Here is a 15,543-nt window from a genome sequence, read left to right on the forward strand (position 1 = left end):
ATCTACTCAACAATAACCGCATCTTCAATATATGCGTTTGCTTCATCACTATGATTTTCACCATACCAAGCAAACATATAATGCGTTAATACAAGCATTTGCCATGTCGCAATAAAGCAATTTAGCACAGGTATATAAAGCGGGATAAAGATAAAAATATTTATAGCAATAAGCGGCAGTCTATTTGTCTGTAAAAATAGCTTATAAGAATCTTTTGACATAATGCTAATGCCAATATCATGATTTAGATTCTTGCAATAAAACTGAAAATATACAAAAATGCCAAGTATTAAGCCAATAAAACCTAAACCGATAAATGAAAGCAAATAGCACCCAAGTGAAAAGATGATAAATTTTAGCAAGGTTTTTAAAAGTAACATAGAGCTTAAACGAAGAGATTCCATAAAATTTGGTGCATTTAGCCGTATATAAGGATAATAAGTCTTATGCACGAATTGCACTACAAGCGGGGCTAAAAACGCATTTATAATACTCATGCAAATACCTACTAAAACCACACCGCATAGCACTAAAGAAATAGTCGCAAAAAATATGAGTAGATAATATGAGATTTTAGGCAAGATTCCTTCACTCAAAGCGTAATTAATCCAAATGCTAGGAAACTGGTGTAAAAACCAATCAAAATGCGTAATACTTAAAGTAATCACAACTACCCATAGCAAAATAGAGCAGCAAAATGGTAAAAAGCTTAAAAGCAATATGTATCTATACCGCAAACTATGCCATGCTTGTTTAAAGCATTGTGTGATTATAGTCCTTGCATAATTGGGCTTAATATTAATTTTCATCTACGCTTTCCTTATATCATTTAGAATCATTTAGCATGATGAAAGCTTTTTATGTATATATTCATATTTTAATCCTTTTTTATTGTTGCTTTTTTGTCTTTTTTGCTTCTATAAATCACATATAGCCCGGATACTACGGGCAAAAGTCCAACCATTGATAACATAATTAACGCTAAAATTTCATGTTTCATAACTAACCCCTTTAATCTCTCAAATTTTCAGCAATATTAAAGAAAATAATACCAACAAAAATAAGACAAATAAACACAATCCCTATGCCATAAATAGTATATTCATTATTATTTGTGAAAAAATACCCAATTAATCCAAGTTCTGCTACAAACAAAGCGGTAATGATGTTTTTGAGCAAATCTATAACAACCTTATAGTATTCCTTATCTCCATTCAACATGCTTAAATCCTTTATTATGTGTTTCAAATGTGATATTAGGGTATTTATAAGCGAATTTACAATTAATCGCTATAATTATAGCTTATTTTTGACATTCTAAGTTTAGGAGTAGTGATGAAAAGTTTTGTTTTAAAGCGTGTAGCACAAGTGGCGGCGATTTCTAGTCTTTGCCTTATGCCTATGGCGTTGAATGCAAAGGTTCTTGTTAATGTTGATGGGATTGAGATTTCTGATTCTATCTTTTCAGCATTAAAGCAGCAAAATCCAAGTTTTAATTATGACGCATTGCCTGAAGCACAAAAAAAGCAATTATTAGATGAAATCATTGATGGTGTAGTTACAGCGAATGCAGCAAAAAAAGAAGGGCTTGATAAAAGTGAAGAATACAGAATGGCAAATTTGCAAATGCTATCTGGCTTATGGCTTAAAAAACAAGTTGATAGCCTTTCAAAAACCATTAATGTAAGCGTTGCGGATGCAAAGAAATTTTATGATGCAAACCCAAAAGCATTTGTAACGCAAAATGCTGAGGTAAGACATATCCTAGTGCAAAAAGAACAAGATGCAAAAAACATTATCGCAGAGATTAATAAAGTGCCTAAAGCAAAAACTGAAAGTAAGTTTGAAGAACTCGCTAAAAAACTCTCAATCGATCCGGGTTCAAAGGACAATGGTGGTCTTATGAAATTGCCTATCAATAGCCCAGCAATCGCACCAGAATTCGCACAAGAAGTGCTAAAAATGAGTGCAGGAACTTATACAAAAAATCCTGTAAAAACTCGTTATGGTTATCACATAATCTATCTTAAAAAGCTTGATAAGCCAGCAACACAAACTTTTGATTCTGTAAAAGGACAGCTTGTTGAGCTTTTAAAACAACAAAAAATGGAAGAAGTGCTAAAAGAAAAAGTGAAAAAAATGCGTGATAGTGCAAAAATCACTTATGGGAAATAGTATATACAAAGTTTTTAGACACATATAGCACAAACTCACAGAACAAAGATAGAAAATCTAGCCAAGATTCTCAAGACTAGTTTTCTATGGTTTGCCATGCGTAATAGATATAATAGAATGTATTAGGTGTTTGTGTAATCACACAGAATCTTTTTCTATCAATTTTGCATTGTCTTATGTCTATATAACAAAGCAAAGTGCGTTTGACATAATGCACAAAGTGCTTTCAAAGGAGCTACTTTAAGAATCTAAAGGAGTTATCGTGAGTAGTATTATCCGCAATAAAAAAGCATATCATGATTACTTTATATTAGAGCAAATTGAAGCAGGGCTTGTATTAGCAGGGAGTGAAGTTAAATCTTTGCGTAATGGCAGGGCGAATCTTAAAGACAGCTTTGTGCGTATTATAAATAATGAAGCCTTTGTATTTGGTATGCACCTAACCTATCATCACACTACAAATCCCTATTTTAAGCCAGATGAAAAGCGTCCAAGAAAGCTGCTTTTACATAAAAAGCAAATTGATAAACTCTTTGGGCAAGTCAGTCAAAAGGGTTTAGCCATCGTGCCGCTACAAGTGCATTTTAATAAAAAAGGCTATGCAAAAATGCTTATCGCGCTTGCAAAAGGGAAAAAAGAATACGACAAAAGAGAGACTATAAAAAGAAAAGAGCTAGATAGAGAAGCTAGAGCAAATATGAAAAATCATACATATTAAAGGGTTATTATGGAAAAGGTAGCAGATTATGCGCTGTATATAGATTATGGAATCTTTGGTTTTTTAGTGTTTTTGAGTTTGCTTGTTATTGCCATTGGGATTGAGAGACTTTGGTTTTATTCAATCATTCGGCTTGATGATTATAGCGATAAAAGGGAGTTGGAGCTTGATTTACACAAGCGGCTTACACTCGTTGCTACGATTGGCTCAAACGCACCTTATGTTGGTTTGCTTGGCACTGTTATTGGCATTATGCTAACTTTTACTAGCATTGGGGCAAATAGTATGCTTGATACAAAGGGCATTATGGTAGGACTTGCTATGGCATTAAGGGCTACTGCATTGGGACTTGTTGTAGCGATACCTAGCATTGTGTTTTATAACCTTTTAGTGCGAAAAGCAGAAGTGATTCTAACAAATTGGGATATTTTCACAAATCCAAACACAAATACAAAGAATAATCCACGACTTGATTACAGAGAAGATTTAACAAGCAATCAATTAAGAGAAGATAAAAGACCAAAGCCATATAGCTATACAACAGATTCTAATCTCAAAGACCGCATACACAAAGCAAAGCGACTAGAGATGAAAGATATAGTATCTAGAACAACAACAGACAAAAAGGACTAGCATGAAAAAGATAGATTCACTAAACCTTGTGCCTTTCATTGATATTATGCTTGTATTGCTTGTGATTGTTTTAATGTCAGCTTCTTTTAGCGTCTCATCTCAACTCCCCATTCAAATACCCCAAGTTGATGAAGGTGCACAAAATAGCTTAGAATCTAAACGCATTCATATTGCATTAGATAAAGACGGCAGGATATTTATCAACACACAGCAGGTTGATAAGGTAGCAATGCAGGGCTATTTACGCAGCTTAGATTCTAAAACTAGCGTGATTATTAAAGCGGATAAAGATGCAAATGTGCAGCAGTTTGTAGAAATCATGGCAGCATTACAATATTTTGGTTTAACAAATGTCTTTACAGAAGTAGAGCAGACTAACCCTTAAAAGCTTTCAATAAAGGCAAATCTATGAAACAATATCTCTATATTATTCAAGCAAGTAAAGAGCCAAGCAAATGCAAGATTGGAATCACAAATGATTTAGAGCGGAGATTGAAAGAATATAACAGCATTACAGGCATATCACTGGATAATACATATAGCTATCTTTTTACTTGTGAAGTGAGCGATATGCGTCAAATCGAGCAAGATATAAAAAATCAATTTCCGCATTTGCGTGAGTATCGCAGCCGAGAAATTTACTTTTTTAATCAAAGTTTGTTTGATATGTATGTAGATTTTATTCAATCACACCCTTGCTTTCTTACAAAGTCAAACACCAAAGAATCTAAAAAGCAAACAATTATAAAGCCTGCTAATACGCCCACGATGAAAGAGCGGGGCGTTACACGCAAAACCCTGCTAGATAAAGCTAGAAAAATAAAAGATGATGAGTTTTATACACGCATGGAAGATGTAGAGAAAGAACTCTCAATGTATCCTACTAAAATATGGAAAGATAAAGTTGTATTTTGTAATTGCGATGATGCGATAGGCAGTAATAGAGATTATACAGACTCTTCAGCCTTTTCACTTTATTTTATAAAACATTTTTTTAGACTAAAGCTTAAAAAGCTTATATGCACTCATTATGGAAGTAGAGCGGATTTATTTAACGCAGGGACACAAGGCTATATCTTTACAAAAGAAGGGGCAAGAGAACTATTAAATACACCAAAAGGTTATAATGGTGGTTTTGAAGAAGCAGAATCTCTTAGGATTCTAAACGAAGAGGCAGATATTGTTTGCACCAATCCGCCATTTTCAAGGGCAATAGAGTATTGGGATATTTTGATAAAAAGCAAGAAAAAGTTTATTATTATCTCAAATATTACAAATTGTGTAACAACTGCCTTTATCCATTATTTTATGGTTAAAAAAGTATGGGCGGGATATACCCGTGTAGATTGGTATCTAAATCCTAAAAGAGTCCCAGTCCAAGCAGCAGGGCATTTTTTTACAAATTTTCCTATAAAAGATCGCCCCACTAAAAGTCGTTTAAAGTTTATGCCCCTAATTGAGATTCCAGATGTGTATAAAAGATTTGATGATGATGGGATTTTATCGGTGGATAATAATTATATCCCCAGCGATTATGATGAGCCTTTTGCGGTTTCTGCTAGGCAGATTCTTAATGGCGTGCTAGAGTGTGGTTTTAAAGTAGCTAGAAAAACAAAATATATGCCACATATTGATGGGCAAGAAAAATTCGCAAGAGTGTTGATACAAAAGATACAAGACCAAGATGAGAAATAAAGGGCAACTATGCAAGAGATTAAAAGCCATGAAGAATATTTAGAATCTATTAAAACGCTAAACCTTTATGCGAAGCATTATTACGAGCTAGATGACCCTATTGCTAGTGATTTTGAATATGATATGCTATATAAGGCAGTGAAACTTTATGAAGAAAATAATATTGACAAAATCGCAAAAGATTCCCCAACGCAAAGAATAGGCGATAAGATTCTAAAAGATTTTAGTAAAAATAAGCATAAAAAGCGTATGTGGAGTTTAGAAGATATTTTTAACCCAAGCGACTTAGATGAGTGGCTTACAAAGCTATCAAATGCGATAGCTAGAGTCCAAAAGACTACATTAAGTCCAACGCTTTTTGATACAGAAACACAAATAGATTCTATAAACAATCTAGCCTTTTGTATCTCACCAAAATATGATGGCATGAGTCTTAATCTCTTATATGAAAATGGAATCTTGCAAAGTGCAACTACAAGGGGCGATGGCGAGATAGGCGAAGTCGTTACGCAAAATGCAAAGACCCTGCATTCTCTCCCGCATACAATCCCCTTTAAAGGCAGCATAGAGATAAGGGGCGAAGTCGTGCTATCTAAAGAGAATTTTGCGAGACTAAACAAAGAGCAAGAAAGGAATAATAAAGCCCTTTTTGCAAATCCACGCAATGCTGCCGCAGGGAGTATGAGACAATTAGATTCTAATCTCACAAGAGAGAGAAATCTAAGCTTTGTAGCATGGGGTATAGGCAGTGTTGATATGAAAGAGCTAGAGAAATATGCGAAAAGATCTAATTTGGGCTTTTATGATATGCTTATGCTATTACCAGAGTTTGGCTTTAGCCCCTTTAGATATTTAGAAAGAGTGAATGCAGAATCTATTGAGCGTGAATATCAAAAGATTCTAAATGATAGGGATAACTATCCTTTTATGCTTGATGGCTTTGTGATTGTGCTAGATGATTTAGCCTTGCAAGATAAATTAGGCTTTACACAGAAAGCCCCAAGGTTTGCTTGTGCGTATAAATTCCCCGCAACAGAAGTGGTAATAAATATAGAATCTATTACACCACAAGTTGGCAGGACTGGTATCATTACACCCGTTGCAAACTTTAAGCCCACACCGCTAGATGGGGCATTTATCAGTCGAGCGACACTGCATAACTACAAAGAGATAGACCAAAAAGACATACGCATACGCGATTATTGTCTGCTTGTTAGAAGTGGCGATGTGATTCCAAAGATTACAAAGGTATTGCATGAAAGAAGAAAGGGTGATGAGATAAAGATAGCAAAGCCTACACATTGTCCTATATGCAGTCATGAGTTAAGCTATGAAGATATTTATATCTATTGCACAAATCCAAATTGTGATGCGATAATCAAAGCAAAGTTAATACATTTTGCCTCAAAAAAATGTATGGATATTGATGGGCTAGGCAGTAGCATTATCGAGCTTTTAGTTGATAATGGCGTGATTAAAGAGTGTAAAGACATTTATAGCTTAAAGGAAGAAGACTTTTTAAGGTTTGAAGGATTCAAAGAGAAAAAGGCACAAAATCTTATCAATGCGATTAAAGATAGCATAGAAAATAGGGAATTTTGGCGATTTATCCACGCACTTGGGATCTTACACATAGGCGAAGTAGCGAGTAAAAAACTCGCAAGCTATGGCTATGAAATCTTTGATTATGATATAGAAAAATTACAAGAGATTGAGGGCTTTGGCAAGGATATGGCACAAAGCTTTTATGACTTTTGTATCCATAATAAAGATTTTATCAACGAAATGCAAGAGATACTAAAGCCACAATTACAAGTAAAAACTACACAGATAAACACAGATTCTATTTTCTATCAAAAAACTTGCGTTATTACCGGCACTTTTGCTTTAAGCAGAGATTCTATAAAAGCAAAGCTAGAATCACTTGGGGCAAAAGTCTCAAGCAGTATTAGCACTAAAACAGACTTTCTAATCGCAGGTGAAAAAGCTGGATCAAAACTCACCAAAGCACAAGAATTAGGCATTAAGATTATAGAATCTAGCGAACTCATGCAGATTTTGGAAATGTAGGGATTGTTTTGGCGTGTTGAGTGTAAAGGAATGGGGTTAAATCTCTTTACTAGTGAATCTTATAAATGCTGATTTTGGAATCTAGCAACCGCCACACCAAAGCATTAGCCACAATATCCCATTGAGAGCAAAGATAGGTTTGAAATCTGCTTAGAATCTCATTTAAGATTCTTAAGCAAGTCTTTATTCTTAGAACCATAAATATGTGAAAATGAAATTGTGTTTTTATGGGTATATTTATATAATCTAAGTTTGTGAGATTCCCAAGAAAAACATATAAAAGGCTTAAATTAGGGCTTGATATTTTAATATATAGAATCTAAACTTCTCTACAGCACACTTCAAACATTTAAGAATCTAACCTAACGCCTTTAATCCCACGCTAGAAGCAATAATCACACATACGCAAAAAAGCTTCAAAAATGACTTATCCTCTTTAAAAAACACAATCCCCACAAGCACCCCACCAGCCGCACCAATGCCCGTCCAAATCGCATACGCCACGCCCATAGAAATCTCTCGCATAGCAATAGATAGGCAGGTAAAACTCCCTGCAAAAATCAGCGCAAGACATAAGATATAGATTTTATTTTTCGTATCAATGAGCTTTTTCATCGTCCATACACCAGCGATTTCAAACACCCCAGCAATAAAAAGTAAAATCCAATGTAGCATTATTTATCCTTTGTGGAATCTGTATTAGAAGCCCTAGATTCAGCTTTTTTTGAACCATTTTTAGAATCTTGCTTAATATTGTGTTGAAAATCCTGCGTATCGCTAGATTCTATAAACAAAGATTCTAGCTCCTCAGGCAAATGGTCGTGTATGTCTTGTGCGGTTTTACTCTCTTTGACACTACATTTTAGCCCCAACACTCCAAGCATAAGCGTTGAAATAAGAGCGATTTTTATGAGTGATGCCTCCTCGCCAAATAGCACAATTTCAGCCACCACCACACCACCCGTGCCAATGCCAACAAACACACTATACACAATGCTAACCTCTAGCCTTTTCATCGCTAACACCGCACAAGTGAAAGAACAGGCAATGCCAACACCGGTCAAAGCTTTTAGCGGTAGTGTGTCGGCATACTTTAGCCCACTCACCCACGCCACTTCACAAATCCCACCAATTAGGATTAAAAGCCACGCTAGATTTTTGCTTATGATGATTTTTTGAATCATTTTTGCACCTTTTTTATATTTTAGAATCTTTTTGCCTTACAAACACACATAGCGACTGAATGAGATGTTTTACCTCAACATTTTTTTCTTCCCAAGTTTTACCCATTACGCTTTGTAGTAACCAAAAGCCATCAATCCCGAGTGATAAAAACTCACTTAAATCACGCATTTTTCCCTTTTTTGCCTTGCTTATTTGTGTGCTTTCAATGCTTTGTAAGATAAGGTAGTGCGTGTGTTCTTTGAGATTTTGTATATAACGCATAAAAAGCGTATTTTGAGATGTGATGGCATACAAAAACATATCCTCATAAAACTTGCAAAGCTGCCTATTATACGCATTATCCACACAATACACTTCAAAGATTTTACACATTTTAGATTCTAGAGATTTTAGAGTATAGAGTTCTCTTTCTGTTTTGTAGCGGTAGTTTTGATTATCCTTGCAGAGAGCTTCATACACGAGCGTATCTTTATCGTTGAAAAAGTGGTAAAACGAGCCTTTGGAAATATGATGAACCTGCAAAAACTCATTGAGTGAAAAGCACAAAATACCCTTTTGATACAGCATGGGAATGGCAACTTGCAAAATATCATCTTTTGTCATCATTTGTGTTTTCCGTTGTAATTTAGAATACTTTTATCTTGCTTTTCTAACAATCAAAATCCCAACCCATAAAGAATCCTGTGTTAAATAATCTGTTATTCTCACAAACTTTCATAAAATTCAATAAGATCTTATCGGTGCTTTTGTGTTTTTTAAATGCTTGTGCATTGCTTGGGTATAAATTAATTATGCTTAATAATTTAGTCAAAAATTCTAACATAGTTTCCTTAATAAAAATAAACCTATGGTCTAATTTATTGAAAGATTTAAAATCTTTTTTATTTGTTTTAGTCGAATAATAATTATGACATACTGCTAAGCAACGAAAGGTCTCATGAGTTTTCTTTGTGTAATAGATTAAGGAAATACAGAAAAACTTCATAACAACATATCTGCTCTGCTATTTATCACACAGCTATTTCTGGCATTTTAGATTCTCTATGATAGAGACAGATAAATTAAAAAATTGGTTAGAATCTATCATGCAATCTCGAAACAATTTCAACCAGCAAATAAGCCATACCAAATGTGTAAAACACAATAATATATTAATTAATCCCATGTTCTTCTATACATATTCTCTCAAACTCTTGGTAGTATTTCCACGAGGCAATAATATCTGGTCTATGTGCTTTTATATGAATGAGTTCTTTATCAAGCATAGCTTTAAATTCTCTGCACAATTCTCTATCGCCCCTAAATATCTCCAACACATCATTTTCATGCTTGTTGTTTCTTTGTATATAATCTATACGCTTTTTTAGTTCATCTAGGAATCTCACCATATATGCCTTCACTTTACCTAGTGTTTCTTTGTCATCTTGCAAGGCTTTCAAATCATCTTCACTCATACTGAAAGCAACTTGGTCTAGCAAAGGGTGGGGTGTGTCAAATATAGTATTATTTGCACTCAAAAAATCACTATTTTTCTCATATAAAGATGTGATATGTAATGCGATTTTTTGTGTATGATTTATAGGAATAATGCACGCTAAAGGCAGGATATACGATGTTTTATCAAATCGTATTGCACGATAGAATTCTCTGTCTTTTTCGTTAGGTAGTGTAAAGTTAAATTGTTTAGCAAGTTTTGTCATAGTGTCAAATGCCCTTTCTGGCATAATCTCCTGCATATCAACATAGGTTATGATTTGATGTAAAGCCAACTTAGATACAACAGAGCTATAATCAAACGACCATGTAGAAAAGAAGAACGACAACAAGCCATTTGTAACGAAAGGGCTATTGGAAGTAAATTTATAATGCTCATTATGATATCCTTTTCTATTAACAACATCATAGGGGTCTTCTTGCATAGTAAAGCTATGATCTAAGTTGTGTATATGTTTGACATACCAACCATGATTTACAAGCGTTTTTAGTCGCGATATAGGATCTCTTGCAAGTAAAATAATAGTGTCTTGTGTTTTCAAACAATACAGCTTTTTATTGTCTTGCATGGCTTCGTATGTGTGGAAATGTTGTATATCAAAATAAGTGTTTTTATGTATAGCGCTTTTACTTTTTAAGAAATCAATATATTCACATGGATATACATTACATCGCTCAAAAAATCTTTGCAACGCAAGACTACCTGATAAACTATAACGCACAAACACAAACTTATATGGCACTGCGGGTGGCAAACGCAATTCTAATGCTATCTTAGAATCTATTGTAGAATAGTCTATGCTTTCTGGTTGTAATAAAGGTGGATAAAATTGATAACTATCTTTATATGTTGGAGTAGATGAAGCATTTGATTCTAAACCGCTAGATTCTTCATTGCATTGAGTTTGACACAATGGGGGGGGGGGGGNNTGGGGGGGGGGGGGTAAATGTATTTATTTTAGAATCTTCTTGTATAGAAAACGAAGTTGCACCTATTGTATTTTTGCTAATATTTTCTAGATTCTCAACATCGCCATATTGGTTTTTAAATATATCAGATTCTAACCAAGCAATATGTTTTTTAAGATTTTTTATAAAAAATGATGGACTAATAGCAATGATATTTCTATAATTTTCTTCAAAATGTTGATAAGCTAGCTTGAAAGTTTTAAACTGATTTTTATTCAAAACTATTTTGGGATAGAATTGCAACAACACAAAAATAGATCGTCTATTGAGTGATTTTATGCTTTTATGCAGACAATGCGACATGAAAGGCTTTATCCCATACTCCTTCAATATTCTCACACTTTTAGAATCTTTAAATCCCATATAAATCCTTAATACAATAGCACAAATCCCTCTTTCAGAGTGAAGATTAATCCAACAAAATGTGGCAATATACCCATTCCATTACGACAAATTCTTTAACAGCATTAAAAAGATTTCATGTAGTTTTTGAGACCAACATAAAACGACCAAGAACAAAAGCCAATTAACCTCTCAAACTCTCTAATCTCTCTTTCTTTGTGCCAATCTCTGTGATTTGTATAGCAAAGTTACCATCTACGACAACGACTTCGCCCTTTCCTATGATTTTATCATTGACTAAGATTTCTAGCGGATCGCTTGCGAGTTGATTAAGCTCCACAACGCTACCAATATCCATTGAAATAACATCTTTTAAAAGCATTCTTTTCTGCCCAATGCGAACCTTTACACTCAGTCCAATATCTAGCAACATGCCGATATTTCGCATTTCTTTATCACTCAAACTCACATCTTTATTTCCACTAGCTGTGCTAGCTGGTGCTTTTAAATCTTTTGGGACATGTGTTAAAAGATCATTTTTTGTAAGCATGATAAGCTCTGATTTTACAGAATCTATACCCACATCAAAGCGACTTGCAGTATCAAAATCACTTAAACTCCCTTCACTCTCAACATTACTCACATCGGCGATAGCAAAAGAGAAATGCGGCAGCTTCTCATGTCCGCCAAGTGCGGTAGCAAGTGCTCCTGTGATAGATTGAAACACTTCTTTTAAGCCGTCTTTATCATCATCATCCATCATATCTTTGCCAGTATCGCCCTCTCCACCCATCATTAAATCAGGCAGGGCAGTGGCAAGATTCTCTGGCATGATAAAGCAAAGTGTGCTAACTTGTGAAGCCCCAAGCGATACATTTACCACAACTTTTCCAAATGGCGTGCCAAGCAAACTATCGCTTACTTCTGTATCTCCAGTGTGTGTAACGACTGCAGTTCTACCCATCATGCCATCGATAGTGGCTACCATTTCTTGTATAAAGAGTTCAATAAAATCATTCATTGCCAAATCCTTCATCTTGTAGGTCTGTTACCTTGCTCTTTCTTTGTGCTTCAAGCATTTCAATCATTTCTTTGACTTGATCTTTTTCTGTTTTAATCTCATCTAGAATCTGTATTGTTTTTCTAAATCTTTGTAAGCCAATCTTTGCACGATATTTATCCCTGCCATCAATGCTAACATGCACGGTATCATCGGCTACTCTATCAAGCATGATTACATCGCCAACCTTTAGCTCCAAAATCTCTTTAAAGCTTAGCTGCGTCCCACCAAGCATAGCGGCAATATGCACATCTGCACCACCGATTAAGGCTTGCAATTCTCTATTCCTTGACTTTTTACCGCTTGTCTCACTCATCATTAAATCGCGACTTGCTAAACGGCTAAGGATTGTCTCAAGTGAGATAACAGGATAGCAGATATTCATCATACCGCTACTATGCCCGATTACAATCTCCATAACAACCATAACGACAACTTCGTTTTGTGCCACGATTTGCACGACATTTGGGCTTGATTCCTTCGCATCAATGCTAGGGAAAATCTCTGCGACTGCCGCCCATGATTCCTTTAAATTCTGCATGATTTGCCGTAAGATTGTATCAAGCAGGTTTAGCTCAATATTTGAAAACTCCCTTGTATCATCATATTGATCGCCCCTACCGCCTAAAAGTCTATCAATCATAGGGAAAGCAATGCTAGGGTTAATCTCTAAAACTCCCGCACCATCCATAGGCTTCATAGAAAACACATTGAAGCTTGTAGGTGTAGGCAAACTCATCAAAAACTCACCATAAGTCATTTGATCCACACTATGTAACTGAATCTCAACAATAGATCTCATAATCGCTGAAATCTGATTAGAAAGATTCCTTGCCATTTTATCATGGATAGATCTAAAACTTCTTAGCTGCTCTCTACTCACACGATTAGGTCGTCTAAAGTCATAGACTACAATCTGCTTTTCAGTAACTATCTCTGACTGCTCTGCCTCATCGACCGCACCTTCTTCATCGACAACATTTAAAAGGGAGTCAATTTCTTCTTGACTTAGAATCTTAGCCATTTGCTTCTCCTATCTCTCTGCGGATTTTTTTAATCACTTCCTTTGATATCTGTGAAATCCTAGATTCTGTAATATCTAAAACTTCACTAATCTCACTCAAACTTAACTCTTCTAAGTAATAAAGCTGGATAATAAGCTGCTCTCGCTCTGTCAGCTTTGCTAAGACTTTTTGGATAATCTCCATTAATTCCTTTTGCTCACAATACTGCAAAATATCGCCATCTTCTAGTGCGTTAAACTGCTCATCAAGCGGGACAACCGCATAAATATCGCTTGCAAGTCTTGCTTGATGAATCTTCTCAATATCTTCATTTAGCACCTTTGCAAGATACTCATTACTAGGCTCTTCCTCAAACTCATTAAAATAGCGTGAAACTTCTGCCTCAATCGCTTTAATAAGCTTTCTTGAGGACCTTGAAACAATATCAAGTGTCCGCAAATAATCAAGCATTGCACCATTAACGCGCGTCTTTGCATAACCCCAAAAGGAATCATTCTTATTAGAATCATATCGTCTAGCAAGTTTGATAAGCTCTTCAGTCCCAATAGAAACTAAATCATTCATATCAACAGAGCTTGGCAATCTCTCTTTCAAGCGAAACGCCATAGCCTTAACTGCAGGCAAGTATTGCAAAGCAAGCTCATCTTGCGTATTTTTTAAATACTGATTATACGCATCTTGACCTCTTGCTGCCGCACTGAAAGCTTGTTGCATACCTTATCCTTTTTATTATCTTAGCTTTAACTCTCTGAACCTTGCAACCCTTTAATAAAGTTGCGAATGTTTTGTGCCTCTTGCTCTTTCTTATCAAACTCTTTGCGGTAATGCTCAAGACTTTCTTCTAAACGCTCTTTATGAAGTTTTGTGCCATGAGAATCCATAAACAAATAATACGCCGATATACACACCGTCGTAATAAGGTAAATCCCCATTGTAGCAAGTATCGTCCAAAGCACCATAAGCTCTGGTTCATCAAACTTTGCGATACCAAACATTAATCCAAGAAAAAACCCTACTACGATAGCAAAACTCAAATAATTCTCTTGCTTCAACATACTCAATCCTTTGAATCTCTGTCGTCTTTAGGCAACTAGACATAAATGAAGCTACCCACAACACACTTGATTTAAAGCATAATTTGTTCCATAAATTGCGTATTATATCTTAAAAATGAAGATTCCTAGCTTATTTAAGATAGCCAAAAAGTTAGCATTTTGTTGTTTTTTTATATCTTATTGGCGATTCACATGTTATTTATTTTTACAAGGTTGTAAGCAAACATTTAACATATAGGTTTCTATCTTGTATCCTAAAATAGCACACTCCATTCGAGTTTAGACTGAAAATCTAGTTTTTGATTATACGATTAGGCTTCTCGCATCACTTCTTTATGTATGTATAAAACCTAAAAACAACGCTGACTTATTATCACGAAAAATTAAAGTGCTAATTTATACTTAATGATTCTATGGCATATAAAGTAAAACAAGCAAAGCAATACAATATTATAAAGATAGAGTAATAATAAAATTGTATTCTCTTCTATGTTATCTGGCATTAAATTAGATAATATTCCAAAAAGTATGAGTAATAGCACTTTGATTCCAAAATAAGTCAAAATGCCAATAAATAAAGTGTAAGTTTTTTTACGATGGACTAAGGCTACCACCATAAATATAAACACAATCTCTTGTAAAACAGATAGTATAAAAAGTGGAATAAGTCTCCATATAAAATCTAGCGTCTTTTTAAAAAATACTAAAAGCTCTTGTATCGATGATATGCCACTTGTGCCTGCATAAAGGGCAAATATGAAAGCTGCAAAAATCACTAAAAACCATAAGAAATAAATGAGAATCTTTGCGCCAATAATGCTCTCAATACTCACAGGCAAAGCATGTGTTAAATAGGCGTGTTTCCCAAAGACACCTTGATAAAAGCTTATAGCCGCACTTAGCACATAGGTGATGCTACATATAAAAAACGCAAAATATTGAATCCCTATCAAAATGAAAAATGTAGCAGAATGCGGATCATTATTGATAAATATAAGCAGATTTATCGCCATGATAATACATACGATAATAAGCAAGATTCTAGACATGAGAAACTCATGCTTACATATTTTTAGGGCGTGTGAGATATGCGTTTTTAATGGGGTTTTTGCTATTTGCATG

General features: G+C 34.8%; 18 protein-coding genes and 1 pseudogene. 6 read left to right on the forward strand and 13 right to left on the reverse strand.

Annotated elements, in window-relative coordinates; translation table 11 throughout:
* Positions 1-2: 2 nt before the first annotated feature.
* The 3 genes from C6H17_RS06085 to C6H17_RS06090 form a co-directional block, all read right to left on the reverse strand.
* A complete protein-coding gene (locus C6H17_RS06085; RefSeq protein ID WP_005217501.1) occupies positions 3-809 on the reverse strand; it encodes an EI24 domain-containing protein in 807 nt (268 codons plus the stop codon).
* 68 nt (positions 810-877) lie between these two features.
* Positions 878-1,000 (reverse strand): hypothetical protein, encoded by a 123-nt coding sequence (locus C6H17_RS13280; protein ID WP_004084506.1) that lies wholly within the window; start codon positions 998-1,000, stop codon positions 878-880.
* A gap of 11 nt (positions 1,001-1,011) precedes the next feature.
* Positions 1,012-1,221: a hypothetical protein gene (locus C6H17_RS06090; protein WP_004084507.1), complete on the reverse strand. Its 210-nt coding sequence runs from the start codon at positions 1,219-1,221 to the stop codon at positions 1,012-1,014.
* Positions 1,222-1,335: 114 nt separating this feature from the next.
* Between C6H17_RS06090 and C6H17_RS06095 the strand changes: the two genes are divergently transcribed.
* From C6H17_RS06095 to ligA, 6 genes and pseudogenes are all read left to right on the forward strand, one after another.
* Complete coding sequence (locus C6H17_RS06095; RefSeq protein WP_020995394.1) at positions 1,336-2,175, forward strand: peptidylprolyl isomerase; 840 nt, start codon at positions 1,336-1,338, stop codon at positions 2,173-2,175.
* 262 nt (positions 2,176-2,437) lie between these two features.
* A complete protein-coding gene (gene smpB, locus C6H17_RS06100; protein WP_005217496.1) occupies positions 2,438-2,893 on the forward strand; it encodes an SsrA-binding protein SmpB in 456 nt (151 codons plus the stop codon).
* A 9-nt stretch (positions 2,894-2,902) separates the two neighbouring features.
* Positions 2,903-3,334 (forward strand): annotated as a pseudogene (gene exbB / locus C6H17_RS06105) (TonB-system energizer ExbB); the annotation flags it as partial.
* A gap of 193 nt (positions 3,335-3,527) precedes the next feature.
* Positions 3,528-3,911, forward strand: a complete 384-nt coding sequence (locus C6H17_RS06110; RefSeq protein WP_005217492.1) for an ExbD/TolR family protein — start codon at positions 3,528-3,530, stop codon at positions 3,909-3,911.
* A gap of 23 nt (positions 3,912-3,934) precedes the next feature.
* Entirely contained in the window at positions 3,935-5,221 is a 1,287-nt protein-coding gene (locus C6H17_RS06115) for an adenine-specific methyltransferase EcoRI family protein (protein WP_020995393.1), read from the forward strand.
* A 9-nt stretch (positions 5,222-5,230) separates the two neighbouring features.
* Positions 5,231-7,291, forward strand: a complete 2,061-nt coding sequence (gene ligA, locus C6H17_RS06120) for an NAD-dependent DNA ligase LigA (RefSeq protein ID WP_005217486.1) — start codon at positions 5,231-5,233, stop codon at positions 7,289-7,291.
* Positions 7,292-7,340: 49 nt separating this feature from the next.
* Here the strand turns inward: ligA and C6H17_RS12165 are convergent, their stop codons facing one another.
* From C6H17_RS12165 to C6H17_RS06170, 10 genes are all read right to left on the reverse strand, one after another.
* Complete coding sequence (locus C6H17_RS12165) at positions 7,341-7,490, reverse strand: hypothetical protein (RefSeq protein WP_005217484.1); 150 nt, start codon at positions 7,488-7,490, stop codon at positions 7,341-7,343.
* A gap of 158 nt (positions 7,491-7,648) precedes the next feature.
* Positions 7,649-7,966, reverse strand: a complete 318-nt coding sequence (locus C6H17_RS06125; protein ID WP_005217483.1) for a DMT family transporter — start codon at positions 7,964-7,966, stop codon at positions 7,649-7,651.
* Positions 7,966-8,475: a DMT family transporter gene (locus C6H17_RS06130; RefSeq protein ID WP_005217482.1), complete on the reverse strand. Its 510-nt coding sequence runs from the start codon at positions 8,473-8,475 to the stop codon at positions 7,966-7,968. Before C6H17_RS06130 ends, C6H17_RS06125 begins: the two co-directional genes overlap by 1 nt.
* 13 nt (positions 8,476-8,488) lie before the next feature.
* Positions 8,489-9,082, reverse strand: coding sequence for a TetR/AcrR family transcriptional regulator (locus C6H17_RS06135; RefSeq protein WP_020995392.1), 594 nt, complete (start codon positions 9,080-9,082; stop codon positions 8,489-8,491).
* A gap of 545 nt (positions 9,083-9,627) precedes the next feature.
* A complete protein-coding gene (locus C6H17_RS06140; RefSeq protein WP_104731377.1) occupies positions 9,628-10,884 on the reverse strand; it encodes a DUF2972 domain-containing protein in 1,257 nt (418 codons plus the stop codon).
* A gap of 581 nt (positions 10,885-11,465) precedes the next feature.
* The gene (gene fliY / locus C6H17_RS06150) at positions 11,466-12,302 is read right to left on the reverse strand and encodes a flagellar motor switch protein FliY (RefSeq protein ID WP_020995391.1); all 837 of its coding nucleotides are present in this window, start codon (positions 12,300-12,302) and stop codon (positions 11,466-11,468) included.
* Complete coding sequence (fliM, locus tag C6H17_RS06155) at positions 12,295-13,365, reverse strand: flagellar motor switch protein FliM (protein WP_004084529.1); 1,071 nt, start codon at positions 13,363-13,365, stop codon at positions 12,295-12,297. Before fliM ends, fliY begins: the two co-directional genes overlap by 8 nt.
* Positions 13,358-14,080: an RNA polymerase sigma factor FliA gene (locus tag C6H17_RS06160; protein ID WP_004084530.1), complete on the reverse strand. Its 723-nt coding sequence runs from the start codon at positions 14,078-14,080 to the stop codon at positions 13,358-13,360. Before C6H17_RS06160 ends, fliM begins: the two co-directional genes overlap by 8 nt.
* Before the next feature lie 26 nt (positions 14,081-14,106).
* On the reverse strand, positions 14,107-14,421 hold the full coding sequence (locus C6H17_RS06165) for a hypothetical protein (protein WP_004084531.1): 315 nt from the start codon (positions 14,419-14,421) through the stop codon (positions 14,107-14,109).
* Between the two features lie 383 nt (positions 14,422-14,804).
* Positions 14,805-15,542, reverse strand: a complete 738-nt coding sequence (locus tag C6H17_RS06170; RefSeq protein ID WP_005217467.1) for a hypothetical protein — start codon at positions 15,540-15,542, stop codon at positions 14,805-14,807.
* Between the last annotated feature and the right edge of the window lies 1 nt (position 15,543).

It is taken from the genome of Helicobacter rappini, from assembly GCF_900198625.1.
Classification (GTDB): Bacteria; Campylobacterota; Campylobacteria; order Campylobacterales; family Helicobacteraceae; genus Helicobacter_A; species Helicobacter_A rappini.

Coding starts and splice junctions, on each gene's coding strand:
- C6H17_RS13280 (WP_004084506.1), bottom strand. CDS start 1,000: ATGAAACATGAAATTTTAGCGTTAATTATGTTATCAATGGTTGGACTT.
- C6H17_RS06160 (WP_004084530.1), bottom strand. CDS start 14,080: ATGCAACAAGCTTTCAGTGCGGCAGCAAGAGGTCAAGATGCGTATAAT.
- C6H17_RS06130 (WP_005217482.1), bottom strand. CDS start 8,475: ATGATTCAAAAAATCATCATAAGCAAAAATCTAGCGTGGCTTTTAATC.
- C6H17_RS06125 (WP_005217483.1), bottom strand. CDS start 7,966: ATGCTACATTGGATTTTACTTTTTATTGCTGGGGTGTTTGAAATCGCT.
- C6H17_RS06115 (WP_020995393.1), top strand. CDS start 3,935: ATGAAACAATATCTCTATATTATTCAAGCAAGTAAAGAGCCAAGCAAA.
- C6H17_RS06110 (WP_005217492.1), top strand. CDS start 3,528: ATGAAAAAGATAGATTCACTAAACCTTGTGCCTTTCATTGATATTATG.
- C6H17_RS06170 (WP_005217467.1), bottom strand. CDS start 15,542: ATGCAAATAGCAAAAACCCCATTAAAAACGCATATCTCACACGCCCTA.
- fliM (WP_004084529.1), bottom strand. CDS start 13,365: ATGGCTAAGATTCTAAGTCAAGAAGAAATTGACTCCCTTTTAAATGTT.
- C6H17_RS06095 (WP_020995394.1), top strand. CDS start 1,336: ATGAAAAGTTTTGTTTTAAAGCGTGTAGCACAAGTGGCGGCGATTTCT.
- C6H17_RS12165 (WP_005217484.1), bottom strand. CDS start 7,490: ATGGTTCTAAGAATAAAGACTTGCTTAAGAATCTTAAATGAGATTCTA.
- fliY (WP_020995391.1), bottom strand. CDS start 12,302: ATGAATGATTTTATTGAACTCTTTATACAAGAAATGGTAGCCACTATC.
- C6H17_RS06135 (WP_020995392.1), bottom strand. CDS start 9,082: ATGATGACAAAAGATGATATTTTGCAAGTTGCCATTCCCATGCTGTAT.
- C6H17_RS06165 (WP_004084531.1), bottom strand. CDS start 14,421: ATGTTGAAGCAAGAGAATTATTTGAGTTTTGCTATCGTAGTAGGGTTT.
- ligA (WP_005217486.1), top strand. CDS start 5,231: ATGCAAGAGATTAAAAGCCATGAAGAATATTTAGAATCTATTAAAACG.
- C6H17_RS06090 (WP_004084507.1), bottom strand. CDS start 1,221: ATGTTGAATGGAGATAAGGAATACTATAAGGTTGTTATAGATTTGCTC.
- C6H17_RS06085 (WP_005217501.1), bottom strand. CDS start 809: ATGAAAATTAATATTAAGCCCAATTATGCAAGGACTATAATCACACAA.